The organism is Neoroseomonas oryzicola (genome assembly GCF_012163135.1).
In the GTDB taxonomy this organism is placed as follows: Bacteria; Pseudomonadota; Alphaproteobacteria; order Acetobacterales; family Acetobacteraceae; genus Neoroseomonas; species Neoroseomonas oryzicola.
In genome coordinates, this window is record NZ_JAAVUP010000001.1 from 1,045,698 (window position 1) to 1,069,730 (window position 24,033).

Sequence of the window (24,033 nt, forward strand, 5' to 3'; positions counted from 1 at the left end):
CCATGCCGCTCCGCGTCGCCCTCCTGACGCTCGAAAGCACGGCCAGCGCCGAGGCGGCGGCGCGCGTCCTGCGCGAGACGCGGCACGAGGTCGTCTTCCTCGGCGTCTCGAGCCCGCTGTCCCGCGCGCGTGCCCGGCGAATCATCGGACGCTGCGGGCCGCGGATCATTCCCTGGCTGCTTGCCGAATTCGTCGCGCCGCGCCTGATGCGACCGCGCGGCACCGGCCCGCTCGCCGCCGCCGCGCGGGCCCGCGGCGTCACGCCGACGCCGATCGCAGACATCAACGGCGCCTTCGCGCAGGCGGCGATCGAGGCCGCGCGGCCCGACGTCATCGCCATCTGCCATTTCGACCAGATCCTCGCACCCGAGGTCCTGGCGCTGGCGCCGCGCGGCGGGGTGAACCTGCATCCTTCGCTGCTGCCGCTGCATCGCGGCCCGATGCCCTGCTTCTGGGCGGCAGCCGAAGGCGGCGGGGATTTTGGCGTCAGCGTGCATCGCCTGGTGCCGCGCATCGATGCCGGCGCGGTCATCGCCCAGCGCCGCGTGCCGGTGCCCGCGGGGGCGACGGTGTCCGCCGCGGCACGGCTGCTGCACCAGGCTGGGGCGGAGATGCTGCTGCAGGCGCTGGAGGACATAGCCACGGGCCGCGACCGCGGCCGCGACACCCCGCCAATGCCCTACCGGTCCTTCCCCGACGGCGCGGCGATCAGGGCAGCGCGGCGCAAGGGCGTGCGCCTGGCGGGCTTCGCGGATTGGCGCGCCGGGCGGGCGCTCGGGGGCGTGGCCGTCTAGCCCAGCAGCGCGGCATCGCGCACTGCGCGATGCAGGCCGGCGGCGTCGCGGTCGCGGCGCGCGCCCTCCCCCGCGCGATCGCTGCGCCAGACCAGGTAGTCCGTGTCCGTGCCGCCCTGCGCGGCAGCAAGCGCCGGCCGGTGGTCGCCGAAGGCCGCGACCACGACTGGGCGTAACGACTTGCGCGCCGCCGTCGCGATGGCGCCCAGCATCGCATCCGTCGCGACCATCCTGTCCGCCCAGGCCGCCGCCGGGTCGGGTCCGGTCCAGGGCCCATGCGCGGCGACGCTGATCGCATAGAGGAAGGCCGGCCCTTCCGCCGCCGCCAGGTCGGACACGATCCGCACGCCAAGCGCCGCATCCGTCACCAGCCCATGCGCGCGCGGCGCGCCGGCGAAGGCGGGCTCTGCCTCGAAGCGCTGGAAGCCGAGCGCCGGCAGTACCTTGTCGCGTCCGAAGAAGCGCGCATCGAAGGGATGCAGGCAGGTCGTCGCATAGCCCGCCCCACGCAGCAGCCAGGCGAGCGATCCCACCGGCGCCCGCGCAAAGCGGAAATACGGGTTCAGCCGATCCAGCCCCAGCGCCGCATCGTCCAGCCCCGTCAACACGACGAACTCCGTGCGCATGGTGTTGGCGCCGAAGCCCGGCACCGCGAGCAGCCCACGCGATACAGCCTCCGCACCCAACGCATCCCAATTCGGCAGCGCGCGCGGCACGCCAAAGCGGCGCGGATCGCAGAAGGATTCCAGTTGCAGCAGCACGAGATGCGGCGCGACCGCCGGCGCGCTCGCTGCTGCCGCCGGATGCGCCGCCCGCCGCACCGGCCGTTCCACCGCCGCGATCCGCGCATGGATCGCGAAGGTGGCGAGCGGTCCGAAGCGCGTCGCATCCTCCGCCGGCCGGCGCGACGGCGTAGCGCCGCGCAGCAGCCCGAGTGGCCGCAGCACCAGCACCACCAGCGCCGCCGTCAGCGCGAGCAGCCCCGCCCGCGCCGCAGCACCGAGCGCGACCGGCGGTTCCATCGCCACCACCGCGACGAAGGCTGCGACCCCCAGCCCGATCCCGCCCAGCAGCAGCGCCGGCGGCACGAAGGGCAGGTAGAAGCGCGGATGTGCCACGACCTGCCAGAGCAGCCCGCCATCGGTGAAGGCAAGCGGCTCGCGCAGCGTCGCCCGCTTCGCCTGGTCCGCGATGGCGAGGAAGATGCACACGCCCGCGGTGAGCCCGCCCGCCAGCACCGGCCGCGACGTCACCGACAGCAGCGCGCAGAACAGCGCGATCAGCGGCGCCGCATCCAGCATCATCCAGGGCGAGGGGCGCAGGCCACGGCGCAGCCAGATCCAAAAGGGCAGCGGCAGCGCCGCGCCGATCAGGATATGCGCGGCGGTGCTCACGCCTCGGGCGCGATGCGGAAGCGCATCCGCCGCACCGCCCAGTCCGACAGCCCCGCCGGCAGCGCATCGACCAGGCGCAGCAGCGCGGCGAGCGGCAGCGGAAAGGCGCAGCGCCGCGCGCCGCGCAGGATGGCCCGATGCACGATGTCCGCCGCGCGGTCGAGGCTCATGGCCAGCGGCCGCGGCCCCTTCCACCGCGCGCCCATCGCGCTGTCGAAGAAGCCCGGCAGCACCACCGTCACGCCGATAGCGCGCGGGGCGAGTGCGGCGCGCAGCCCCTCCCCGTAGGCGCGCAGCCCGGCCTTGGACGCCGCGTACCCCGGCGCATCCGGCAGCCCGCGATAGGCCGCGACGGAGGCGACGAGCACGATGCGCCCCGCGCCCCGCGCGCGGAGGGCAGGCAGCAGCGGTTCGATCAGGTGCAGCGCGCCGATCAGGTTCACTGCAACCTGGGCGGTCGCGCCTTCCGCCCCTTCCCAGGCGCCGTCAGGTGCTACGCCGCGCGAGATGCCGGCATTCGCGACCACGCAGTCGATGGGCGACGCCGCATCCCAAGCCAGCACTTGCGCGCCGAGTGCGGCGCCGTCGCGCACGTCGATCGCCGCGGTCTCGACGATGGCGCCGCGCGCGACGCAGCGCGCGGCCGTCGCCGCCAGCCCTTCGGCGCCGCGCGCGACGAGGCGCAGCGTCACGCCGGGCGCGGCGAAGCGTTCGGCCAGCGCAGCGCCCAGCCCGCGCGAGGCGCCTGAGATCAGCACGCAGCGCGGCGCGCTCATGCCTTTTCCGCCGCGAAGGGCGGATCGCCCTCGAGGCGCGGGACGGAATTCGCCACCGCCTCGTTCATGCCCGCATCGCTGAAGAAGCCGCCGCGCACCAGGCAATGCGCGGCGAGCACGCGCCGCAGCGCATCGACCAGCGCCATGTCGGGCGGCGTGCGCTCGGTCCAGAAACGGTCGAGCCCGTCCTGGAAGGTCAGCCCGGGCAGGTCATAGAGCGCGCGGCCCAGCACGACGACCGGCTTGCCCTCGCGCAGCGCCTGCATGCCCGCCGTGCTGTTGACCGTCACGACCCCGGCCGCCGGCGCGAGCACCGGCGTGAAATGCAGTTCCGGCAGCCATGCGATGCGCTGCGCCACGCCGCGTTCCGCCGCCCGCAGTTCCGCGAAGCGCCCCCAATGCGTCAGCCCGTTGTCGAGCGGATGGCCCTTCACCGCGAGCAGCGCATCGGGCGGCGCATGGGCCGCGAAGGAATCGACGACGAGCGCGATGGCGTCGGCGAGGCTCGCGAAGGGCGAATGGTGGCGCAGCTGGTAGTCGCCCTCGAGTTGCAGGGGCAGCACAAAGACCGGGCCGGGCGAGGCCTCGACCTGCTTCAGCCGCTTCCACGCGGCGTTTCGCCGCAGCGGCCGCAGCGCGCCCCGCTTCAGCCAGCCGGCATATTCGTCGAAGGGGTTCCATTGCCGGTGCGTCCGCCAATGCGGGAAGTCCCGGCGATGGAGGAGGTTCGCGAGGTTGTAGCGGACATCGTCCGTCGCGCGGCGCAGGAAGGACCCGCCCGACAGCGTCTCCGGCAGCGCGGGCGGCAGGCCCTCGGCCAGCGCGCGGATGCGCGCCGGGTCGCGCGGCAGGCGGGACCGCGCATTCACCCCGCCTTCCTCGAGCGTCAGGTAGCCCGGCCGCAGATAGGCTTCCTCGTAGATCCAGGCCCGCAGGCCAAGCCGCCGCGCGGCCGCTATGGCGGCGACATGGAAGGGCCGCCCGTCGCCGAACATCACGAGGTCGGTCACGCCATGCACGGCGATCAGCGCCTCGAGCGCCGCGGGCCAATCGGCCTCGGTGCCGGTGTAGTCGGTCGCGTTGGGCCGCTTCCAGAACAGCCGGTCGCCCGGGTTGAGATTCACCCGTTGCACCGCATGGCCGCGCGCGCGCAGCGCATCGCCGAGCCTGGCGAAAAAGTGCGTCGCCAGCCCCTGCAGCACCAGGAAGGACCGCGCCATCAGCCCCGCCCCGGCAGCAGCCGCGCCATCGCCCGCCCCTGCCAGCGGCGCAGCCAGGCCGCGAGCCCGCCCGACCAGGCGCGCGGCTCGCGCAGGCGCTCGATCAGCTGTTCGGGGGTGCAGGGCAGTTCGGTCACCGGGTCCAGGTAGCGCGGGTAGAGGATCAGCGCGATGGCCAGGAGTTCGTCGACCGACAGGCGTCGCCGCCGGCGGGGGATCGGCGCTCGGTCCTCGGTCAGGCCCCAGCCGGCGTAGAAGGGTTGCCCCCAGCAGGTCACGGCGCGGCCGCGCAGCAGCGCCTCGAAGCCGGTGAGCGAGGTGATGGTGTGCACCTCCTCCACCTGGTCGAGCAGCGGCGCGATCGGCGCGCGGGCGAGCACGACGTCCGCGAGTGCGCGGGCCTCGGCCTCGGGCACCGCGCCGCGGCGGTAGCCGGCCTCGACGTCGGGGTGCGGCTTGAAGGCGATGAAGGCGTCCGGCGCGGCGGCCCGCACGGCGCGCAGCAGGTCGAGGTTGCCGCGCACCTCCGCCGAGGCGCCGAGACGGATCGACAGGTCGTCCTCCACCTGCCCCGGCACCAGGATGCGCCGGCGGCCCGGCGTCGCGGGCAGCACGGGCGCAGCACCCGAGAGATTGTACTTGGTGATGCCACCGGCGATCAGCGCGGCGCGCAGCGCTTCGGCGCGGGCGCGCAGCTCGGGGGGCACCTCCGCCGTGGCGAGCAGAACCTCGAGGTCGCTCGGCGCCCTCGGGTCGTAATAGGGCCGCCGCCGATCACAAGTGAGCGAGGCCCCCGGCAGGAAGCCCGCCCCGAGCCCAGCAGAGCGGATGAAGCCGTCCTCGACCCAGAGCAGCGGCACCCCGGCCCGCGCGGCCTGGTCGACGAGCCCGCGCGGCGCGCGGCTGGCCCATACGGCAATGGCGCCGTCGCGCCGGGCGGCGGTGGCGACGGCTTCCGCCGCGCCGCGCGCGAAGGCGGGCGGCCCCAGCGAGGACGCGAGCGCCGAGGCGATCCGGCGCCGCTTCCAGAAGGACATGCCGACGCAGACGGCGATGCGGCGGTTTTCCGCCTCCTGCCGTCGCCAGGCGCCGAGCAACGCGAGCGCCTCCTCGAACGGGACCGGCACGCGGCGGATGGGGTCGACGCAGCGCGCGGCGGCGACGAGCGCACCCAGCATCGCGTCGCCATCCATCACTGGTCCAGCGACGGGGATGCCCGCGAGCGCGGCGAGCCGCGCCATCGCGCCCGGCAGGGCATGGATGCGGGCCGCCGCGTCGATCAGCGTCCAGGGCGAGAGGCGTCCAGGCCGCGTTTCTGGCAGGATCGGCCGCGCCCGGGTTGGGGCGAAAGGGTCGCGGACGGTGACGGCCCGCTCGCCGGCCTCGGTCACGAGCGCCGCCACGGCGCCGGCGAGCGCGGGATCGCAGGGATCGACGACCAGCACCGCCTCACCCGGCGCGCAGCCGAGCGCTGCCGCGCCCGGATCCGGCAGGCCGGGCGGGCCGCCGAGCCGCGCGGCACGCAGCGCGGCCTGCCAGCGCCGAAGCACATCCGGCGCGAGGGGCGGTGCGGGCTGGGCGAGGATGCTCGCGACCGGGTCGGCCGCCTCGGCCGCGAACAGGATGGCCGGCATCTCCCGCCCGCCGAGCGCGGGCGGCGCGAAGGGACCCGGATCGAGGCGCAGGACGCGACCGCCCCAGCCGGCCGGCGGCGCGGCACCGACGGGGATCATCAGCACGTCGTCGGCCGCCGGGATGGCGGGCGGCGGCAGTATCGGGGCCTCCCCGAAGAAGGCCGGCAGGTGGGGCCAGCGGCGCAGCAGCGCCTTCGGGGCATGGAGTCGCCCCGCCGGAGCGGCCGAGCCCGCCGGCACGTCTACACGCCCAGGTTGTAATCTTGCGTTATCCAGGGCCGATCTATCCTGTGACGCGAGAGGCAGGCCCACAAAACGTCCTCTCAGCCGATCCGGGCGTCTTAATTTTTGCGTAATTCGCTCGGAAAGGCTAGGTTCCCAGGGTCTCGGTGCCAAGGATTGTGCACGAATGCGTCTTCCGCTGAAGCGGTCCGGTAGCGTTGCGTTCATGGCCGGCATGGCGCTGATGGTCGTGGGCTGCGCTCAGGATGGTTCGGTGGTCCAGGCACCGACGGGCGACGCGGCGATCGCGCCGATCTCCGACCCCGTCGTCGCCTTCGCCGCTTCCGGCGCGCCGGGCTCCGAGGAGACGGTGGTGCTGCCGTCGACCGGGCAGACCGCGCGGGTGCGGATGGTGCGCGCCTATGCCGCGGCGAGCGGCCGCGACTGCCGCGAGATCCTGGTCCGCACCGACGGGTCGACGCAGACCCGCCTGATCTGCCGCGCCGGCAATGGCTGGCGCGAGGCGCGCCCGCTGATCCAGGACGCGTCGGCCCGGCCGTGAGCGACACCGCGGCCCGCCCGACGCTGGCCGACTGCGCAAGGACGCAGCTGCGGGTCATCGGCGCGCTGGTGATCCGCGAGATGCACACGCGCTTCGGGCGCCATCGCTTCGGCTACCTGACGCTGTTCTTCGAGCCGCTGCTGCTGGCCATCGGCGTCGGCATCATCCACCAGCTCCACAAGGGCGAGCGCGGCGTCCGCGGCAGCTTCGAGATGTATGCCATCGGCTACGTCCTGTTCATGAAGCTGCGCCAGATGATCATGCGGGCGCACGGCACCATCCCCTCCAACGCCGCGCTGCTGTTCCATCGCCAGGTCGCGCTGCCGGACCTGTTCTTCGCGCGCCACCTGATCGAGACCGCCGCCTGCACGGGCGTCCTGTTCATCATGACCTTCGCGGGCATCGCCATGGGGGGCGAGATTCCGGACTCGCCCATCAAGATGCTGGCCGCGGCGGCGTTGATGTTCCTGCTGGCCCAGGGTCTGGCGCTGATGGTCGGCGCCGCCACGGCCGAATGGCACGGCATCGAGCGCTTCATCCACCTGCTGACCTACCTCTTCCTGCCGATCAGCGGCCTGTTCTTCATGCTGTACTGGCTGCCGCCGTGGCTGCAGGACCTCGCCGTGTGGGTGCCGACCGTGCACATCTTCGAATTGCTGCGCGACGGCCAGTTCGGCGAGAAGTACTGGACCCAGTACGACATCCTCTACGTGATCAAGTGGATCCTCGTGACGCACCTCATCGGCCTCGCCGGGCTGAGGATCGTGCGCCAGCGCGTTGGTCTGGAGTAGGACCGGCCATGGCGCTCGAACTGATCGACGTCCACAAATCCTACCCGATGAATATCGGGCGCAAGCATGTCCTGCGGGGCGTCAATGCGAGCTTCGGGCGCGGCGAGCGCGTCGGCATCCTGGGGCGCAACGGGTCGGGCAAGTCGACGCTGGTGCGCATCCTGTCGGGCGTCGAGATGCCGACCCGCGGCCGCATCCGGCGGACCATGTCGGTGTCCTGGCCGATCGGGTTGGCGGCCGGGTTCCTGAATGCCCTGTCCGGCCAGGACAATTGCCGCTTCATCGCGCGCATCTACGGCAAGCCGTCGCAGGACGTCGTCGACTACGTCGAATCCTTCGCCGAGCTCGGCGAATACCTGCGCATGCCGGTCGGCACCTATTCCAGCGGCATGCGCTCGCGCCTCGGCCTCGCCATCTCGCTCGCGATCGAGTTCGAGTGCTTCCTCATCGACGAGGCGCTGTCGGTCGGCGACAACAAGTTCGGCCGCGCCTTCGCCGCGCGCCTGGCCAATGCCGGGCTGATCCTCGTGACCCATTCGCCCTCCCAGGTCCGCCAGCTCTGCACCCGTGCTGCGGTGATGGACCAGGGCACCCTCACATTCTACGAAGACATCGATGAAGCTCTCGCCACATACAACAGCCTTTGAGCCGTCCCCCCTCGGGACGGTCGAGACCTGGACCGAGGCGGCGCCGAGCCCGCCGACGCGGCCACGGAGCAAGCTGTGGCGATGGATCGTCCACCCCTTCACGCTGTGGGTGCTGGTGCCCACGGCGCTCGTCGCCGCGTATTTCTACCTCCTCGCGACGCCGCAATACGTCTCCGAGACGCGCATCGTCGTGCGCGTGCGGGGCGAGACGCAGCACGCGCTGGGCAGCAGCGCCGTCGCCTCCCTGTTCGGCGCGGTGGGCGCCGGCAGCAGCGCAGGGGACGCCAGCACGCTCCGTGAATACCTGATCTCGCACGATGCCGTGATGGCGCTGCAGGACCGGCTCGACGTCATCTCCATGTGGCAGCGACCCGAGGCCGACTACGTCGCGCGCCTGCACGACACCGAGCCGGAGCGCTTGACCAAGTACTTCAACTCCATGGTCTCGGCCTCGCTCGACGGCTCGACCGGCGTGCTCACGTTGCGCGTGCGCAGCTTCCGCCCGGAGGATTCCAAGGCGATCGCCGAAGCCCTCCTCACCCAGGCCGAGGATCTCGTGAACCGCCTGTCCGAACGCCAGCGCAGCGACCAGCTCCGCATGGCGCGGGAGGAAGTCGCGATCGCCGAACGGCGCGTGGCCGACAGCCGCGAGGCGCTCGCCAGGTTCCGCGAACAGCAGCGCGACCTCGACAGCCAGGGAACGGCCAACGCCTCGCAGCAGCAGATCTCGGCCATGGAAGGCGCGCTGACGGCCGCGCGCGCGGAACTGCGGGAGCGTTCGGCCTTCATGCGCCCCGACAACCCGGCGCTCCAGAGCACCCGCAACCGGATCGAGGCGCTCGAACGCCAGATCGAGGCCGAGCGGCTGCGCCGGACCGGGGGCGACGGCACGCTGGTCCACCAACTCGCCGCCTATGACCGCCTGATGCTGGAACGCGAATTCGCCGACCGTCAGCTCGCCTCCGCGACAACGAGCCTCGAGACGGCGCGGATGGACGCCCAGCGCCAGCAGGTCTTCGTCGCCCGCGTGGTCGAACCCAACCTCGCCGTCTATCCTCTCTATCCCCGGAAGCTCATCGGTGTCGGCAGTGTGTTCCTCGGACTTACGGTTGCCTTCGGTATCGCCTGGCTCCTCGTCGCCAGCATGCGTGACCATGCGGTCTGACGGCCGCCGCCTTGGCGCGGGGCTGCTGGCTGCGCTGTTCGCGATCGCCTTTGCGGGGGACGTCGCCGCCCAGGGCCAGACCCGGCTGCCCACCGGCATCGGCGGGGTGCCGGCCGTGCTGCCGGGGATGCCGAACCTTCTGTCGCGACTGCCCGCCCCGCAGGACGGCGCCGGCGCGGCGCCGAGCGACCAGGCCGCGCAACCGCCGCCGGTCTTCGACCGCCGTAGCCTCGCGGACATCCCCGGCCAGTCCCGCGGGACGGAGCGCATCGGCAGCCCGACCCAGGCCGAAGGCGGCCCGACCCTCGTTGCCCCGCTCGGCGACCAGGGGCGCATCACCGGCCCGGCCACGGCCGTCTTCGGCGCCTCGCTCTTCACCGGCGCCGCGCAATCCTCCTCGGACGCGCCGAACCCGAACTACGTGCTGCAGCCCGGCGACCGCGTCTCGGTCCGCGCGTGGGGTGCCGTCGATTCCGAACTGATGGGCGTGATCGACCCGGCGGGGAACCTGTTCCTGCCCAATATCGGCCCGATCCGCGTCGCCGGCACGCGCGTGGGCGACCTGCAGGCCGTCGTCGAGGGCGAGATCCGCAAGGTCTACACCTCCCAGGTGCAGGTCTATGCGACGGTGCTCTCGACCCAGCGCATCGGCGTCTTCGTCACGGGCTTCGTGCGCTCGCCCGGCCGCTTTGCCGGCGTCGCCTCGGACAGCATCCTCGACTTCCTGGTCCGCGCCGGCGGCATCGACCCCGGCCGCGGCTCCTTCCGCGAGATCGCCGTCAACCGCGGCGGCACTACGATCGCCCGCGTCGACCTCTACCGCTTCCTGCTCGAGGGACAGCTGCCCATCCTGCGCCTGCAGGAAGGCGACACCATCGTCGTCGCCCGCCAGCGGGCGATGGTGGGCGCCGACGGCGCCGTCCGGAACAACTACCTGTTCGAGAGCACGGCGCGCGCCAACCTCACGGGCCGCGAGCTCATCGAGCTGACGCGCCCGCTGCCTGCCGCCACCAACGCCGTCATCCGCGGCGTGCGCAACGCGCAGCCCTTCTCGCGCTACATGTCGATCGGCGAGCTGGCGCAGCAGACCCTGCTCGACCAGGACACCGTCACCTTCGTCGCCGACGTCGCGGCGCGCACCGTGCGCGTCTCGGTCGAGGGCAGCCGCCTGTATCCCTCGGTGCTGGTCGCCGACCGCGACATCAACCTCTGCCAGGCCCTCGACCACATCGCGGTCGATCCGCAGCTCGCGAACACCGACGGCGTCTTCGTGCTGCGCCCCTCCCTCGCCCTTCGCCAGAAGCGCGCGATCGACGACGCGCTCGACCGGCTCGAGCGGCAGTTGTTCCTCGCCCCCTCGGCAACCACGCGCATCGCCGAATCCCGCACGGCCGAGGCCGCGCTGATCACCCAGTACATCAGCCGCGCCCGCCGGGTGCAGCCCGAAGGCACGCTGGTGGTGATGGGCAATGACGGCACCTGCGCCCCGCTGCGGCTCGAGACCGGGGACGTCATCGTCATCCCCGAGCGCTCGCAGACCGTCATGGTCCAGGGCGAGGTCAACGCGCCCCAGGCCGTGGTGTGGCGCGAGGGCTGGTCGATCGACCAGTACCTCGAGGCCGCCGGCGGACTCTCTCCGCGTGGCAACCGCTCGACGCTGATGATCCGCCGCCCCTCGGGCTTCGCGCAGCTCAGCCCAAGCCAGCCGCCGCGGCCAGGCGACGAGCTGATCGCCCTGCCCTACCTCGACCCCAAGTACTGGCAGCTCGGCACCGATCTCGTGACCGCGCTGTTCCAGGTCGCCCTCGCCGCGCGCGTCTTCATCAACAACTAGCGGCCATGCGCTTTGCCGTCCTCGCCGACGTCCACGCCAACCTGGAGGCCTTCCGGGCCTGCCTGGACCATGCGAGGGCGCGCGGGGCGGACCGCATCGTGCTGCTCGGCGACCTGGTGGGCTACGGCGCCGATCCTGGCGCGGTGCTCGACCTTGCCATGGAGGAGATGGGGCGCGGCGGCCTCGCCCTGCTCGGCAACCATGACGAGGCCGCGATCGGCACCGGCGCGACCGGCATGAACGATTCCGCCGCGGCCGCCATCTCCTGGACTCGCGCCAAGCTGAGCGAGACGCATCGCCGCTTCCTCGGCGGCCTGCCGCTGACGATCGAGGAGGAAGGCTGCCTCTTCGTCCATGCCGATCCCTCGGCGCCGGCCAAGTGGCGCTACGTGACGGATTCCGAGAGTGCCAACCGCAGCCTGCAGGCGACGACGGCGCATGCGACGATCTGCGGCCATGTCCACCGCCCGGCGCTCTACAGCCTTGGCGACACCGGCAAGCTGATCGCCTTCCGCCCGGTCGAGGATGCGCCCGTGCCGCTGACGCGCGGGCGGCGCTGGCTTGGCGTGCTCGGCGCCGTCGGGCAGCCGCGGGATGGCAATCCCGCCGCCTGCTACGCCATCATCGACACGCATCCGATGCAGGTGACCTGGCTGCGTGTGCCCTACGACGTCGCCACCGCCGCAGCGAAGATCCGCGTCGCGGGCCTGCCGCCCGGCCTCGCCGAGCGGCTCTTCGTCGGTCGCTGACCGGCGAGGCCCGGCCGATGACGCGCGAGGTCGGCGGCTTCACGGTCCACGAAGTCCTGCACGAGGGCGGCATGGCGGTGCTGTACCGCGTGACCCACCCCGACCACGACCTGCCCATGCTGATGAAGGTGCCTCGGCTGCGCGAGGGCGAGGATCCGGCCGCGATCGTCTCCTTCGAGATGGAGCAGATGATCATGCCGCGCCTTGCCGGCGTGCATGTGCCCCGCTTCATCGCCCTCGGCGGCTTCGAGGCCGATCCCTTCATCGTCATGGAGCGCGTTCCCGGGCCCGCCCTCTCGATCCGGCTGCGCGACGTGCCGCTGCCGGCGGAGGAGGTCGCACGCATCGGCGCGGCGGTCGCCGATGCGCTCGACGCCCTGCATCACCAGCACGTCGTCCATCTCGACGTGAAGCCGGCCAACATCATCTTCCGCGAGACCGGCGAGGCGGTGATGGTCGATTACGGCCTCGCGCACCACGAACGCCTGCCGGACCTGATGGCGGAGGAGTTCCGCCTGCCCTACGGCACCGTGCCCTACATGGCGCCGGAGCAGGCGCTGGGCATCCGCAACGACCCGCGCAGCGACATCTTCTCGCTTGGCGCGCTGATGTACCAGCTGGCGACCGCCGACCTGCCCTTCGGGGAACCGCAGCACCTCAGCGGGGTGAAGCGCCGGCTTTGGAGGGACCCGGTGCCGCCGCGGCGCCGCCGGTCGAACATCCCGCCCTGGCTGCAGGAGGTGATCCTCCGCTGCCTCGAGGTGCAGCCCGATGCGCGCTACCCGACTGCGGCGCAACTCGCCTTCGAACTGCGGAACCCCAGCCAGATCGCGCTGACCGAACGGGCGGAGAAGACGCGCCGCGACGGCTTCCTGACCGTGCTGCGCCGGCGCCTGCGCCGCGACGCCATCCAGCCGCGCGCCTTCGCCACCGCCCGCCAGGTCCAGTCCGCGCCGATCGTCGCCATCGCGCTCGACTTCACCCAGATGACCGAGGACCTCGCCGCGGCGCTGCGCAACCAGGCCTACAAGATGCTCGCCAGCCGTCCGGGCGCGCGGCTTGCCTGCCTGAACGTCCTCAAGACGACGCTCCTGTCGATCGACAGCACGCTCGACGACCAGGGGCGCAACCGGCACGTGCAGCGGCTGGTGGAACTGCAGCACTGGGCCCGGCCGCTCGGCATCGCGGAAGGGCGGGCGACCTTCCACGTCCTGGAAGGCAGCGACGTCGCCGACGCCATCATCGACTATGCGCGGTCGAACCGCGTCGACCATGTGGTGCTCGGCGCCCGGGAAAGCAGCCTGACGCGACGGCTGCTCGGCAGCGTCTCGGGCCGCGTCGCGGCCGAGGCGCCCTGCAGCGTCACGGTCGTGCGGTCCCGCCGCACGGATTGAGCGCGGCGCTTGATCGCCGGGCCGCTTCGGGTCCAAATCGTTGCCGCAACGGCATGCCGGACCCGCCGCTGCCGCCAAGGATTGCCGGATGACGTCGCTGCGCGGCCTGGACCTGAACCTGCTCCTCGTCTTCGAGGCGCTGCACGAGACGCGCTCGGTCTCCCGCGCCGGGCAGCGGCTCGGCCTGAGCCAGTCGGCGACCAGCCACGCCCTCGCCCGGCTGCGCGAGGCCTGCCGCGACGAATTGTTCCTCCGCGCCCCGATCGGCATGACCCCGACGCCGGTCGCCAACCGCATCTTTCCCGACATCCACCAGGCGCTGGACGCCCTGCGCCATTCGGTCGAGGAAGCCCGCGGCTTCGATCCCACGACCAGCACGCGGCGCTTCGAGATCGCGATCCCACATCCCCTCGGCCCCGCCTTCGCGCTGCGAATTCGCGACGCCGCCCGCGCCGTGGCGCCCGGCGTCGCGCTGCGCTTCGACACCCGCACCCTGGCCGACGACGCCCCGGCGCTGATGCGCGAAGGGCTGCTCGACTGCGCCGTGGACTGGATCCCGGCGGAGGACGACCGCTTCGTGAACCGCCGCCTGTTCGACGACAGCCTGGTGATCGCCGCACGGGAAGGGCATCCGCGCGCGCGCCCCGGCATGGGTTGGCGGGACCTCGCGCAGGAGGAATTCGTCCGCTGCCATCGCCGCGCGCCCGAACGCCGGCCCAGGGCGCTGTCGGGCAAGCTGTGGGAGCTGATGGCCGAGAGCCGCCTCACGGTCAGCGAATACCTCGAGGTCCCCTTCGTGATCGGGCGCACCGACTACCTGGGCGTGCTGCCGAAAAGCATGGCGCGGATCGCGGAGGAGCAGTTCCGCATGATCATCGTGCCGGTGCCCGGCCCGGCGATCCGCATCCCGATCTGGATCGTCTGGCACGAAGGGCGGCGGCGCGACGCGGGCCACACCTGGCTGCGGGCGCTGGTCCACCGCGAGATGCAGGCGGCGGCGGTGGAGGCCGGGCTGCTGACGGAGGCGACGTCGCCGAAGTAGGCGGAGGGGGCGGCGTCCCTCCCGGTCAGGCCGCCGCGAGTCCGTGCTGCTCGCGCACCGGCAGGAAGCGGATCATCGGGAATTCCTCCTCCGCGCGCCGGCGGCGCCAGTCGGAGGTGAAGAAGGCCACCTGCTCGTCGTCATGGTCCTGCGCCATGTCCATCTTGTTGGCAGCGGCGAAGCGTTCGATGGCGCCGCGATCCTCGGACGCCATCCAGCGCATCGTGGTCCAGGGCGCTGCCTCGAACGACGCGGGCACGCTGTATTCCACGCGCAGCCGGGACTGCAGCACGTCGAGCTGCAGCAGGCCCACCACGCCGACGATCGGCTGCGACCCGTCGAGCGGCCGGAACAGCTGCACGACGCCTTCATCCGCCAGCTCGTCCAGCGCCTTGCGCAGCTTCTTCGCCAGCATCGGGTCGTCGAGCCGCACGCGGCGCAGATGCTCCGGCGCGAAGGAGGGCACGCCCTGGAAGTTCAGCGGATCGCCCTCGGTCAGCGTGTCGCCGATGCGGATGCCGCCATGCGTCGCGATGCCGACGACGTCGCCGGGCCAGGCCTCCTCGGCCACCTGGCGGTCCTTGGCGAAGAAGAACAGCGGCGCGTTGACCGGCACCAGCTTGCCGGTGCGGACCTGGCGCAGGCGCATCCCCTTCTCGAGCCGGCCGGAGCAGATGCGCAAGAAGGCGACGCGGTCGCGGTGCTGCGGGTCCATGTTCGCCTGGATCTTGAAGACGAAGCCCGACAGCTTCGGCTCCTCCGGCCGCACGGTGCGCACATCCGCCGGGCGCGCGCGCGGCGGCGGGGCGAAGCGCGCGAGGCCTTCGAGCAGATGCGCCACGCCGAAGTCGCGCAGCGCCGATCCGAAATAGACGGGCGTCAGCGAGCCCTCGAGGAACTTCGCCAGGTCGAATTCCGCGCAGGCGCCGGATGCGAGTTCCGCCTGCTCGCGCAGCGTCGCGGCACGGTCGCCGGGCACCCGCGCCTCGATGGTCGGATCGTCGAGGCCGGTGAGCGGGATGATCTCGTCGCTGTCCACCATGCGCAGGGACGGATGCAGGATGTCGTAGACCCCGCGCAGATCCGCCCCCTGCCCCACCGGCCAGGCGACGGGGCTGGCTTCGAGCGCGAGCGTCTTCTCGATCTCGTCGAGCAGGTCGAAGGGGTCGCGCCCCTCGCGGTCCATCTTGTTGACGAAGGTGATGATCGGGATGTCGCGCAGGCGGCACACCTCGAACAGCTTGCGGGTCTGGCTCTCGATGCCCTTCGCGGCGTCGAGCACCATCACCGCCGCGTCGACGGCCGTGAGCGTGCGGTAGGTGTCCTCGGAAAAGTCCTCGTGGCCCGGCGTGTCGAGCAGGTTGAAGACCGTCCCGTCCTTTTCGAAGGTCATGACCGAGGTGGCGACCGAGATGCCGCGCTCCTGCTCGATCTTCATCCAGTCCGAGCGCGTGCGCCGCGCATTGCCCTTGGCGCGCACCTGGCCCGCGAGCTGGATCGCCCCGCCCTTGAGCAGGAGTTTCTCCGTCAGCGTGGTCTTGCCGGCGTCGGGGTGGGCGATGATGGCGAAGGAGCGGCGCCGCGCGGCTTCCGCAGCCACGCGGGGGTCCGCGTTCAGGGGCATGTCCATGGTGGGCGGACCCTAGTCGAAATTGGCCGCGCGGGGAATCGCGGCGGCGGGCCGCCGGATCATGACCGTATTGCAATGCGGGCGGTGCTTGCGGCGATTCGGCCCGGGCCTCCATAACCGGCAGCGCAACCAAACATGTGCCCGAGGGGAAGGCCCGCCATGTCCGACGAGACGCCCGACAAGCCGAAGCGGCTCGGTCGCCGCCTGCTGATCGTCAGCGCGCCGGCCGCCGGCGCGGTGGCCGTCGCCGCCCCGGCCGAGGCGCAGTCCGGCCGCAGCGATTCCGACCCCAACGACGCGCCGGGCCGCGGCCGCAGCGGCCTGACCGATTCCGACCCGAATGACGGGCCCGGGCGCGGGCGTGGGGCGCGCGGCGGCACCGGCGTCACGGATGCCGACCCCTCCGACGGCCCGGGCCGTGGGCGCGGGCGCCCGCCGTCGGGCGTCACGGATTCGGATCCCTCCGATGGTCCGGGCCGGGGCCGGGGCCGCGCCTCCTCGGGCGTGACCGATTCGGATCCCTCGGACGGCCCGGGGCGGGGGCGCGGCCGGCCGCCCTCGGGCGTCACGGATTCGGATCCCTCGGACGGGCCCGGCCGCGGGCGCGGGCGCCCGCCCTCGGGGCTGACCGACGCCGATCCCTCCGACGGGCCGGGCCGCGGGCGCGGCGCGACCGGGCGGAAGTAGTGCCTCAGGCCGGCGCGGCGGCCGGAAGGTTCCGCAGCCGCGCCAGGTCCGACAGCGCGGCGACCAGGAAGGACGCCGCGAAGGCCGCCGCGACCAGCCACATCCCCGCCGCCGGGCCGCCTGCCGCAGCCAGCGTCCCGCCGGCGAGCGCGCCCAGCGGCCGCACCCCGTAGATCGCCACCTGCAGCACCGCCCCCGCGCGGCCAAGCATCGCCGGCGGCGTCACGATCTGCCGGATGCCGGTCTGGCAGATCAGCCACATCATCGGCCCGAAGCCGACCAGCAGCATGGCCGCGAAGGGCAGCACCACGCCGCCGGACGGCGCGCCGAGCAGCAGCAGCGGCGTCGCCACCGACAATCCCGGCCCGGCCAGCAGGACGGCGTTCGGGCCGAGCCGCCGCTGCAACGTGGCCGCGATCGTCGCGCCCAGGATCATCCCCGCGCCATAGCCCGCCTGCGCCAGGCCCAGCCGCGCCGGATCCAGCCCCAGCGGCCCCAGGGCGAAGGGCACCAACACCGCCAGCAGCGCGAAGAAGCCGAAATTCCACGCCAGGGCGCAGCCGAAGATCCCCCGCAGCAGCGGGTGCCCGAGGACGAAGCGCGCGCCTTCCATCAGTTGCGCCCGCATCGGCGCCCGCGCCGCCGGGCGCGCCGAAGCCCGCGCCGGCAGCCCGCGCGCCGCGACCACCGCAATCCCCGCCGCCGCCAGCGCCAGCCCATAGGCCGCGACCGCCCAGCCCGCCCCGGCCAGCGCGCCCACCAGCGGCGGTGCCCCGAGGCTCGCCGCCGCCCGCGCCAGCTCGAGCCGCGCATTGGCCCCGGCCAACCCCTCCCGCGTCGCGAAGTCCGGAACCAGCGAGCCCGCCGTCAGCACGAACAGCACGGTGCCGCAGGAGGCAACGAAGGCCGCAGCCCCCAGCATCGCCGCCCCGCCACCGGCCGCCGCCGGCAGGGCGAGCGCGCTGCCCGTCGCGGCCGCGACCGTCGCCGCCACCAGCAGCCGCACCCGGCCAACTCGGTCGACCAGCAGCCCCGCCGGCAGGGAGAAGGCGAGCCAGGCCGCCGCCTGGGCCGCGAGCAGCGCGCCCACCAGCCCCGGCCCCGCCCCGAAGGCGAGCACCGCCGTCAGCGGCAGCGCCGCCATGGCGAACTGGTCGGCCGCATGCAGCCCGAAGGCGGCGGCGGCCAGGCGATGAAGGGGGTTTGTCATGGGACGGGCTCCGTCGTTACGGCCCGCCCAGTGCCACGCCGCCCGCCCGGCCCGCCTTCCGCCCGTTGCGCCGGCATGGCAACGCCGCCCTATTCGCGTCTTCAAGCCGTGCTTCGTATGCTGCGACGACTGTCACGAGGATTCGCCAACCGTGCCCCTGAAGCCGCTCAAGAAGGCCGTCCTGCCCGTTGCCGGCCTCGGCACCCGTTTCCTGCCCGCCACCAAGGCGATGGCGAAGGAAATGCTGCCGGTGGTCGACAAGCCCCTGATCCAGTACGCGGTCGAGGAAGCGCGCGCCGCCGGCATCGAGCAGTTCTGCTTTATCACCGGCCGCGGCAAGACCGCGATCGTCGAGCATTTTGACGTGGCCTTCGAGCTCGAGCGCACGCTCGAGGAACGCAACAAGGCCGCCGAGCTCGAGGCGCTGCGCGCCCAGACCATGACGCCCGGCGCGATCGTCACCGTGCGCCAGCAGGTGCCCCTCGGCCTCGGTCACGCGATCTGGTGCGCGCGGTCCTTCGTCGGCGAGGACCCCTTCGCCATCCTGCTGCCCGACGACCTGATGCTCTGCGACGTGCCCTGCATGCAGCAGCTCGCCGATGCCTACCAGGAGACCGGCGGCAGCGTCGTCGCCATCGAGGAAGTGCCGCGCGAGCGGGTGAACCGCTACGGCGTGCTCGACGTCGCGGAGGACAAGGGGCGGCTCGTCTCGGTGAAGGGGCTGGTCGAGAAGCCGCCGGTCGACAAGGCGCCGTCGAACCTCACCATCATCGGCCGCTACGTCCTGATGCCCGAGGTGATGGGCTTCCTCGCGCGGCTCGAGAAGGGCGCGGGCGGCGAGGTGCAGCTGACCGATTCCATGGCCAAGCTGATCGGCACCCAGCCCTTTCACGGCCTGCGCTACCAGGGCCGCCGCTTCGATTGCGGCGACAAGGCCGGCTTCCTCGAGGCGCAGGTCGCCTTCGCGCTGCGCCGCCCGGACCTCGCGCCCGCGATGCGGGCGATCCTCAAGGCCTATGGCTGAACCCCGCCTGCCGGGCGGCATGCCCGACCCCGCCCGCGACCTGGCCGGCTATGGGCCGACGCCGCCGGACCCCCAATGGCCCGGCGGCGCGCGCCTCGCGCTCTCGATCGTGGTGAATGTCGAGGAAGGCGCGGAACTGTCGGTCGCCTCCGGCGACGAGCGCAACGAAGCCATCCCGGAATCCGGCCAGCTGATCCAGGGCGCGCCGGATCCCTGCATGGAAAGCCACTTCGCCTACGGCGCGCGCGTCGGGCTGTGGCGCGTGCTCGGCGTGCTCGACGCCTATGGCGCCAAGGCGACCTTCTCCTCCTGCGGCCGCGCCGTCGCGCACACCCCGGCGCTCGCCGCCGCCCCCGCCGCGCGCGGCCACGAGGTCAGCGCCCATGGCTGGCGGTGGGAAATGCATGCCGGCATGGAGGAAGCGACCGAGCGGGCGGTGATCGCGAAGACCGTCGCGACGCTCGCCGAGCATGCCGGCGCGCGGCCGGTCGGCTGGCACACCAAGTCGGCCTCCTCGGTGAACACGCGGCGGCTGCTGATCGAGGAGGGCGGCTTCCTCTACGATTCCGACTGCTACGACGACGACCTGCCGCGCCTGGTGCCCGGCGCGGGGCGGCCGCATGTCGTCCTGCCCTACGCCTTCGACACCAACGACATGCGCTTCCGCCCCGGCGCGGGCTTCAACCATGCCGAGGACTTCTCCCGCTACTGCATCGCCGCCTTCGATCGGCTGATGCAGGAAGGCGGGCGGATGATGTCGGTCGGGCTGCACCTGCGCACCATCGGCCGGCCGGGGCGCATCGCCGGGCTCGAGCAGTTCCTCGACCATGTCGCGCGCGCCGGTGAGGCGGTCTGGGTGGCGCGGCGGATGGACATCGCGCGGCATTGGCTGGCTCGTTCCGGCTGAGGGCCGGTAGCGCGATCGTGCGTTGCGGCGTGCACCTGCGCTCGGCTTCGTGAGGCCCATGGGTGGATCGGATCTTCGAGTCTCACGGCGCGCGCTGCTCGCCGGCGCGGGCGCTTGCCTCACGGGCCTCGCGCAGCCTGCCTCGGCCACGGAGGCATGGCTGCAGCAGGCCGTCCTGCGGGAGGTGAATGCCTTCCGCGCCAGCCAGCGCCGCCCGGCGCTCGGCCTCGATGCGCGCCTGACCCAGGCGGCGACGGCGCATTCGCTCGACATGCTGCGCTGGGGCCGCATGTCGCATGCGGGCAGCGACGGCAGCGACCCCGGCGCACGGATCAGCCGCGCGGGCTATCGCTGGCGCTCCTACCGGGAGAATGTCGGCGCCGGCTACATGGGCGTGCCCGAGGTGATGCACGGCTGGATCACCAGCCCCGGGCACCGCGACAACATGCTGGCCGACGATGTCACCCAGGTGGGCGTCGGCTATGCCGGCGCCCCGGGCATGATGCCGGGCAACATGCCGCGGCTGTTCTGGACCCTGGTGCTCGCCGCCCCGCGCTGAGCGGGACGCCTCAGGCCGGACCGGCCGCGCGGACGACCGGCGCCCAGCGCGCCGCCTCGCGCGCGACGAAGCCGGCGATCTCCGACGGCGTCGGGTCGCCCAGCGCCACCATGCCGATATTCGCCCAGCGCTCGCGCGCCGCGGGCTCGGCCATCGCGGTGCTCAGATGCGTCCGCAGCCGGCCGACGATCTCGGCGGACAGCCCCGCCGGGCCCGCCAGCAGGAACCAGTTCGATGCGACCGAGCCCGGGAAGCCGGCCTCGACGATCGTCGGCACCGTGGGGACAGAGGAGATGCGCGCCTCGCTCGTCACCGCGAGGCCGCGGATGCTGCCGCCCTGCAGGCCGCCGGTATGCGCGCCGACCGTGTTCCACAGGGAGGTGGTGCTGTTGCCGATGATCGACTGCTCGGCATCCGCCGCGCCGCGGAAGGGGACGTGCAGCAGCTCGACGCCGGCTTCCTGCGCCCACAGCATTCCCGCCAGGTGCCCGACCGACCCGACGCCGGAAGACCCGAATGACACCGCATCCCGCCCGCGCGCGGCGGCCGCCTTGTAGTCGGCCATGGTCCGGATCGGCCCCTCGCCCTTCACCGCGCAGAGGATCGGCGCGCCGCCGAACATGGTGATGTAGGCGAAGGACCGCTGCGGGTCGTAGGCCGGCGGCGGCGTCATGCTGACCGAGACCGCGAGCGGCCCGGTATTCGTCACCAGCAGCGTGTAGCCGTCCGGCGCGGCGGCCGCGACCTGCGCCGTCCCCACGGCGCCGCCCGCCCCGGGCCGGTTCTCCACGATGAAGGGCTGGCCGAAGGTGCGTTCCAGCCCGACGGCGAGGAACCGCACCACGATGTCCGAGGTCCCGCCCGGCGCGTAGGGGTTGATGATGCGCACCGGCCGGCTCGGCCAGGCACCCTGGGCCTGGACGGCAGGCGCCGCCAGCACGGCTGGGGCAGCGAGAAGAAGGCGGCGACGCAGCATGGACTGCCCTTTCCGGTGGCGCCGGCCCGCCCATCCGCGCAGCCTGCGCCCATGGCGGAGGCATTGCGGGGGTCGCGCCGCGCGGCGTGATTACCGGAAGGTCAGGATCGCAAGCCTCGTGCCACGCCTGGAACGGGCGGCACCCTTAGCGGGAGGCCTGGGTCGTCGTGGTCCGCCGCACCGGCGCCGGCAGGCTTCCGCGGCCGGCGGAAACCGGCGCCGCCCGGCTGCCCTGCTCGATGCGCGCTGCATTCGTGGCCGTCGTGCGCGCCGAGGTGCGCTGCACCGTCGGTGCCGGGCGCGTCGTTGTCGCGGTGCGCGGTGCGACGGCCCGCCGCGCGGCGGCCGCGGCGGTGGTGCCCCGGCCGGGCCCGACCCGCTGCTGCGTCGCCGCGTTGCGCGTCGCGACGGCGCGCCCACCCGCGGAGGCAGCGCGCGCCGCGCCCACCGCGCCGACCGCCGCCATCACCGAGGAAGGCGGCCGCGGCGCCACGCCAAGCTGCGCGAAGCCCTGGTCGAGCAGCGCGCCCATGTGCCGGTCGCGCTCGACCCAGGAGGAACCGCCCATGGTCACGCCCACCAGCCGCACGCCGTCGCGCTGGGCCGAGGTGACGATGTTGAAGCCGGAGGCCCGGATGTAGCCGGTCTTGATGCCGTCCGCGCCTTCGTAGTCGCCGACCATGCGGTTGTGGTTGCGGATCATCTGCCGCCCCCAGGCGAAGTGCACCGTGCTGAAGTAGCGGTAGCGGTCGGGGAAGTCGCGGATCAGCCGCAGGCCCAGCGTCGCCATGTCGCGGGCCGTCGTCGTGTTTTCCTGGTCCGGCAGGCCCGAGGCGTTGCGGAAGGTGGTGCGCGTCATGCCGATCGAGCGCGCGCGCATCGTCATCAGCTGGGCGAAGCGGTCCTCGCTGCCGGCCAGGTGCTCGCCGACCGCGGCGGCGACGTCGTTGGCGCTCTTGGTCACCAGGGCGAGGATCGCCTGCTCGGCGGTCAGCGTCATGCCCGGCGGCAGGCCGAGCTTGGAGGGCGGGCGGGAGGCCGCCTCCTCGCTCATGCGGATCGGGGTGTTGAGCTGCACGCGGCCTTCGCGCAGCGCCTCGAACAGCATGTAGAGGGTCATCATCTTGGTCAGCGAGGCGGGGTAGCGTTCCTCGTCCGCATTGGCGGCGATCAGGACATTCCCGTTGCGTGCATCCATCACGATCGCGGAGTAGCGGTCGGAACCGATCTGTGCGGCGGCCGGGGTGGGCAGCAGCCAGGCGAACAGCGAGAACAGGCAGGCCAGCGTCGCCCCGATGGTGCGGCTGAGCCGCATCGCCGGCGTCTCGGCGCGGTCTGGAATCATGCTGAATCACCCTCCGGCGCGGCACGCCCCCGCGTGCCCGCCCCCCTTTCTGGGCACAGGATAAGGGCGTGGGCAAGGCGGCGTCCAGCCGAAACGACCGGGCCATACCCTTTTCCGGCAATGGCTTAGAGGCCCCAGTTGCTGCACTCGATGATTTGACCCGCCCCCGTCCCGACCCAAGGGCGGAAGATTTCCATGGTGCAGTGCAAAAAAGTTCTTGCGGCGGGGTCTTCGAATTGGATACACGGCCATCATGTTGCAGCGCAGCAAAGCGGTCCGGAAGCCCGGATCGATCAAGCGGGACGGGGCCAATCCGGCACCCGTCGTCACTGACGAAAGGGATACGGACATGGCCGAAGCCAAGGCTGACGTGAAGAAGATCGCCGCCGAGGGTGCCGCCCAGGCGCAGAAGATGATGACCGAAGGTACGGCGCAGGCGCGCGCCACGATGGAGAAGAGCATGGAACAGATCACGAAGGGGGCCGAAGGCCTCATGAAGGCCGCCGAGGACGCCGCCGAGTTCGGCCGTGGCAACCTCGAGGCCTTCACGAAGGCCGCCCAGACCTGGGCCGTCGGCACGCAGGACCTCGCCCGCCAGGCGATGGCGCTCGCGCAGGGCTTCACCGACCAGTCGCTCGAGGGTGCGAAGGCCCTCGCCGGCGTGAAGAGCCTGAACGAGGCCGCCGAGATCCAGGCGAAGTTCGCCAAGACCGCGATGGAGAAGGCGGTCGCCGAGTCCGCGAAGTTCCAGGAAGCCGTCTTCAAGCTGACCGAGCAGACCGTGGCCCCGCTCTCCGCCCGCATGACGATCGCGGTCGAGAAGATCACCAAGCCGCTCGCGGCCTGATCCCGCACGGGACGACCGGCCGCCTCCGCCTACTCCCCCCTCCCCCAACGGGCGGGGCGGCCGACGATGGGCCCGGTTCCGGGTCGCTGCCTCAGGGCGGCGGCCCGGGCCGGGCCCTTTCGCGTCAGGGGGGCGGTAACGGTGCGGGGCCACAATCTGCGCAAGGATTTCGCTCGGCCCTTCACCTCGGGCCGCGCGCTCCGATATCCTGTCATGCGGCGCCGCCTGTTGCCGGCCGCGTCGAGGGAAACCACCTAGTGCGGCCATGAGCGACCAGGACAAGCGTACCGGCGGCGGACAGGGCGGTGACGGCTCCCAGACGGGGGTCGTCGTCAAGGCCCGGCCGCGCACCAAGAAGCCGGCCATGTACAAGGTGTTGATGCTGAACGACGACTACACGCCGATGGAATTCGTCGTGCACGTCCTCGAACGCTTCTTCCAGAAGAACCGCGAGGAGGCGACGCGCATCATGCTGCACGTCCATCGTCGCGGCGTCGGCGTCTGCGGCGTCTTCACCTACGAGGTCGCAGAGACCAAGGTGACGCAGGTGATGGACCTGGCCCGCCAGAACCAGCACCCGCTTCAGTGCACGATCGAGAAGGAATAGGGGCGGGGGTCGCAGAA

Annotated in this window: 23 protein-coding genes; 15 read left to right on the forward strand and 8 right to left on the reverse strand. The window is 72.6% G+C overall.

The window, feature by feature from the left end:
- The first annotated feature begins 2 nt into the window (after positions 1-2).
- Entirely contained in the window at positions 3-794 is a 792-nt protein-coding gene (locus tag GWK15_RS05140) for a formyltransferase family protein (RefSeq protein ID WP_168039701.1), read from the forward strand.
- Here the strand turns inward: GWK15_RS05140 and GWK15_RS05145 are convergent.
- From GWK15_RS05145 to GWK15_RS26525, 4 genes are read right to left on the reverse strand one after another with little or no spacing between them, the layout of a single operon-like run.
- Positions 791-2,188, reverse strand: a complete 1,398-nt coding sequence (locus GWK15_RS05145) for a sulfatase-like hydrolase/transferase (RefSeq protein ID WP_168039703.1) — start codon at positions 2,186-2,188, stop codon at positions 791-793. The two genes, GWK15_RS05140 and GWK15_RS05145, sit on opposite strands and share 4 nt — an antisense overlap.
- A complete protein-coding gene (locus GWK15_RS05150; RefSeq protein WP_168039705.1) occupies positions 2,185-2,964 on the reverse strand; it encodes an SDR family NAD(P)-dependent oxidoreductase in 780 nt (259 codons plus the stop codon). Before GWK15_RS05150 ends, GWK15_RS05145 begins: the two co-directional genes overlap by 4 nt.
- The gene (locus tag GWK15_RS05155; RefSeq protein ID WP_168039707.1) at positions 2,961-4,184 is read right to left on the reverse strand and encodes a capsule biosynthesis protein; all 1,224 of its coding nucleotides are present in this window, start codon (positions 4,182-4,184) and stop codon (positions 2,961-2,963) included. Before GWK15_RS05155 ends, GWK15_RS05150 begins: the two co-directional genes overlap by 4 nt.
- Positions 4,184-6,058, reverse strand: a complete 1,875-nt coding sequence (locus tag GWK15_RS26525) for a capsular polysaccharide export protein, LipB/KpsS family (protein ID WP_168039709.1) — start codon at positions 6,056-6,058, stop codon at positions 4,184-4,186. The genes GWK15_RS05155 and GWK15_RS26525 overlap by 1 nt, the downstream gene beginning before the upstream one ends.
- Positions 6,059-6,227: 169 nt before the next feature.
- Between GWK15_RS26525 and GWK15_RS05165 the strand changes: the two genes are divergently transcribed.
- The 8 genes from GWK15_RS05165 (at position 6,228) to GWK15_RS05200 (ending at position 14,224) form a co-directional block, all read left to right on the forward strand.
- The gene (locus GWK15_RS05165; protein WP_168039711.1) at positions 6,228-6,602 is read left to right on the forward strand and encodes a DVU3141 family protein; all 375 of its coding nucleotides are present in this window, start codon (positions 6,228-6,230) and stop codon (positions 6,600-6,602) included.
- Positions 6,599-7,393: an ABC transporter permease gene (locus GWK15_RS05170; protein WP_168039713.1), complete on the forward strand. Its 795-nt coding sequence runs from the start codon at positions 6,599-6,601 to the stop codon at positions 7,391-7,393. Before GWK15_RS05165 ends, GWK15_RS05170 begins: the two co-directional genes overlap by 4 nt.
- Positions 7,394-7,401: 8 nt before the next feature.
- Positions 7,402-8,040 carry an ABC transporter ATP-binding protein gene (locus GWK15_RS05175; protein ID WP_168039715.1) on the forward strand — a complete coding sequence of 213 codons (639 nt, stop codon included), beginning with the start codon at positions 7,402-7,404 and terminating at the stop codon, positions 8,038-8,040.
- Positions 8,009-9,205: a capsule biosynthesis protein gene (locus GWK15_RS05180; protein ID WP_168039717.1), complete on the forward strand. Its 1,197-nt coding sequence runs from the start codon at positions 8,009-8,011 to the stop codon at positions 9,203-9,205. The genes GWK15_RS05175 and GWK15_RS05180 overlap by 32 nt, the downstream gene beginning before the upstream one ends.
- Complete coding sequence (locus GWK15_RS05185; RefSeq protein WP_245211402.1) at positions 9,195-11,039, forward strand: polysaccharide biosynthesis/export family protein; 1,845 nt, start codon at positions 9,195-9,197, stop codon at positions 11,037-11,039. The genes GWK15_RS05180 and GWK15_RS05185 overlap by 11 nt, the downstream gene beginning before the upstream one ends.
- Positions 11,040-11,044: 5 nt before the next feature.
- Complete coding sequence (locus GWK15_RS05190; protein WP_168039719.1) at positions 11,045-11,788, forward strand: metallophosphoesterase family protein; 744 nt, start codon at positions 11,045-11,047, stop codon at positions 11,786-11,788.
- A gap of 17 nt (positions 11,789-11,805) precedes the next feature.
- Entirely contained in the window at positions 11,806-13,182 is a 1,377-nt protein-coding gene (locus GWK15_RS05195) for a serine/threonine protein kinase (protein WP_168039721.1), read from the forward strand.
- A gap of 88 nt (positions 13,183-13,270) precedes the next feature.
- The gene (locus GWK15_RS05200) at positions 13,271-14,224 is read left to right on the forward strand and encodes a LysR family transcriptional regulator (protein WP_168039723.1); all 954 of its coding nucleotides are present in this window, start codon (positions 13,271-13,273) and stop codon (positions 14,222-14,224) included.
- 25 nt (positions 14,225-14,249) lie between these two features.
- Here the strand turns inward: GWK15_RS05200 and GWK15_RS05205 are convergent, their stop codons facing one another.
- The gene (locus GWK15_RS05205) at positions 14,250-15,848 is read right to left on the reverse strand and encodes a peptide chain release factor 3 (protein ID WP_209442059.1); all 1,599 of its coding nucleotides are present in this window, start codon (positions 15,846-15,848) and stop codon (positions 14,250-14,252) included.
- 165 nt (positions 15,849-16,013) lie between these two features.
- On the opposite strand from GWK15_RS05205, the gene GWK15_RS05210 reads away from it, so the two are divergent.
- The gene (locus tag GWK15_RS05210) at positions 16,014-16,541 is read left to right on the forward strand and encodes a hypothetical protein (protein WP_168039727.1); all 528 of its coding nucleotides are present in this window, start codon (positions 16,014-16,016) and stop codon (positions 16,539-16,541) included.
- 4 nt (positions 16,542-16,545) lie between these two features.
- On the opposite strand, the gene GWK15_RS05215 is transcribed toward GWK15_RS05210, so the two are convergent.
- Entirely contained in the window at positions 16,546-17,751 is a 1,206-nt protein-coding gene (locus GWK15_RS05215) for an MFS transporter (protein ID WP_168039734.1), read from the reverse strand.
- 151 nt (positions 17,752-17,902) lie between these two features.
- Here GWK15_RS05215 and galU point away from each other — a divergent pair, with 151 nt between their 5' ends.
- Genes galU through GWK15_RS05230 form a run of 3 tightly spaced genes read left to right on the forward strand, consistent with a single transcriptional unit; the run spans position 17,903 to position 20,241 of the window.
- A complete protein-coding gene (gene galU / locus GWK15_RS05220; protein WP_338147194.1) occupies positions 17,903-18,775 on the forward strand; it encodes a UTP--glucose-1-phosphate uridylyltransferase GalU in 873 nt (290 codons plus the stop codon).
- A complete protein-coding gene (locus GWK15_RS05225; RefSeq protein WP_209441994.1) occupies positions 18,768-19,682 on the forward strand; it encodes a polysaccharide deacetylase family protein in 915 nt (304 codons plus the stop codon). Before galU ends, GWK15_RS05225 begins: the two co-directional genes overlap by 8 nt.
- 58 nt (positions 19,683-19,740) lie before the next feature.
- A complete protein-coding gene (locus tag GWK15_RS05230; protein ID WP_168039739.1) occupies positions 19,741-20,241 on the forward strand; it encodes a CAP domain-containing protein in 501 nt (166 codons plus the stop codon).
- 10 nt (positions 20,242-20,251) lie between these two features.
- Here GWK15_RS05230 and GWK15_RS05235 read toward each other — a convergent pair whose 3' ends face one another.
- Together GWK15_RS05235 and GWK15_RS05240 are read right to left on the reverse strand one after the other, a co-directional pair.
- Positions 20,252-21,217: a Bug family tripartite tricarboxylate transporter substrate binding protein gene (locus tag GWK15_RS05235; RefSeq protein ID WP_168039741.1), complete on the reverse strand. Its 966-nt coding sequence runs from the start codon at positions 21,215-21,217 to the stop codon at positions 20,252-20,254.
- A 145-nt stretch (positions 21,218-21,362) separates the two neighbouring features.
- Positions 21,363-22,562 carry a D-alanyl-D-alanine carboxypeptidase family protein gene (locus GWK15_RS05240; RefSeq protein ID WP_245211403.1) on the reverse strand — a complete coding sequence of 400 codons (1,200 nt, stop codon included), beginning with the start codon at positions 22,560-22,562 and terminating at the stop codon, positions 21,363-21,365.
- A gap of 349 nt (positions 22,563-22,911) precedes the next feature.
- On the opposite strand from GWK15_RS05240, the gene GWK15_RS05245 reads away from it, so the two are divergent.
- Both GWK15_RS05245 and clpS read left to right on the forward strand, forming a co-directional pair.
- Positions 22,912-23,409, forward strand: coding sequence for a phasin family protein (locus tag GWK15_RS05245; protein WP_168039743.1), 498 nt, complete (start codon positions 22,912-22,914; stop codon positions 23,407-23,409).
- 265 nt (positions 23,410-23,674) lie between these two features.
- A complete protein-coding gene (clpS, locus tag GWK15_RS05250) occupies positions 23,675-24,016 on the forward strand; it encodes an ATP-dependent Clp protease adapter ClpS (RefSeq protein ID WP_168039745.1) in 342 nt (113 codons plus the stop codon).
- Positions 24,017-24,033 lie beyond the last annotated feature (17 nt).

What these genes read in the sequence shown, in the direction of transcription:
- clpS (WP_168039745.1), top strand. Translation starts at nt 23,675, where the DNA reads ATGAGCGACCAGGACAAGCGTACCGGCGGCGGACAGGGCGGTGACGGC.
- GWK15_RS05235 (WP_168039741.1), bottom strand. Translation starts at nt 21,217, where the DNA reads ATGCTGCGTCGCCGCCTTCTTCTCGCTGCCCCAGCCGTGCTGGCGGCG.
- GWK15_RS05230 (WP_168039739.1), top strand. Translation starts at nt 19,741, where the DNA reads ATGGGTGGATCGGATCTTCGAGTCTCACGGCGCGCGCTGCTCGCCGGC.
- GWK15_RS05155 (WP_168039707.1), bottom strand. Translation starts at nt 4,184, where the DNA reads ATGGCGCGGTCCTTCCTGGTGCTGCAGGGGCTGGCGACGCACTTTTTC.
- GWK15_RS05245 (WP_168039743.1), top strand. Translation starts at nt 22,912, where the DNA reads ATGGCCGAAGCCAAGGCTGACGTGAAGAAGATCGCCGCCGAGGGTGCC.
- GWK15_RS05195 (WP_168039721.1), top strand. Translation starts at nt 11,806, where the DNA reads ATGACGCGCGAGGTCGGCGGCTTCACGGTCCACGAAGTCCTGCACGAG.
- GWK15_RS05190 (WP_168039719.1), top strand. Translation starts at nt 11,045, where the DNA reads ATGCGCTTTGCCGTCCTCGCCGACGTCCACGCCAACCTGGAGGCCTTC.
- GWK15_RS05240 (WP_245211403.1), bottom strand. Translation starts at nt 22,562, where the DNA reads ATGATTCCAGACCGCGCCGAGACGCCGGCGATGCGGCTCAGCCGCACC.
- GWK15_RS05225 (WP_209441994.1), top strand. Translation starts at nt 18,768, where the DNA reads ATGGCTGAACCCCGCCTGCCGGGCGGCATGCCCGACCCCGCCCGCGAC.
- GWK15_RS05150 (WP_168039705.1), bottom strand. Translation starts at nt 2,964, where the DNA reads ATGAGCGCGCCGCGCTGCGTGCTGATCTCAGGCGCCTCGCGCGGGCTG.
- GWK15_RS05200 (WP_168039723.1), top strand. Translation starts at nt 13,271, where the DNA reads ATGACGTCGCTGCGCGGCCTGGACCTGAACCTGCTCCTCGTCTTCGAG.
- GWK15_RS05140 (WP_168039701.1), top strand. Translation starts at nt 3, where the DNA reads ATGCCGCTCCGCGTCGCCCTCCTGACGCTCGAAAGCACGGCCAGCGCC.
- GWK15_RS05215 (WP_168039734.1), bottom strand. Translation starts at nt 17,751, where the DNA reads ATGACAAACCCCCTTCATCGCCTGGCCGCCGCCGCCTTCGGGCTGCAT.
- GWK15_RS05210 (WP_168039727.1), top strand. Translation starts at nt 16,014, where the DNA reads ATGTCCGACGAGACGCCCGACAAGCCGAAGCGGCTCGGTCGCCGCCTG.
- GWK15_RS05185 (WP_245211402.1), top strand. Translation starts at nt 9,195, where the DNA reads ATGCGGTCTGACGGCCGCCGCCTTGGCGCGGGGCTGCTGGCTGCGCTG.
- GWK15_RS05205 (WP_209442059.1), bottom strand. Translation starts at nt 15,848, where the DNA reads ATGCCCCTGAACGCGGACCCCCGCGTGGCTGCGGAAGCCGCGCGGCGC.
- GWK15_RS05165 (WP_168039711.1), top strand. Translation starts at nt 6,228, where the DNA reads ATGCGTCTTCCGCTGAAGCGGTCCGGTAGCGTTGCGTTCATGGCCGGC.
- GWK15_RS05175 (WP_168039715.1), top strand. Translation starts at nt 7,402, where the DNA reads ATGGCGCTCGAACTGATCGACGTCCACAAATCCTACCCGATGAATATC.
- GWK15_RS05180 (WP_168039717.1), top strand. Translation starts at nt 8,009, where the DNA reads ATGAAGCTCTCGCCACATACAACAGCCTTTGAGCCGTCCCCCCTCGGG.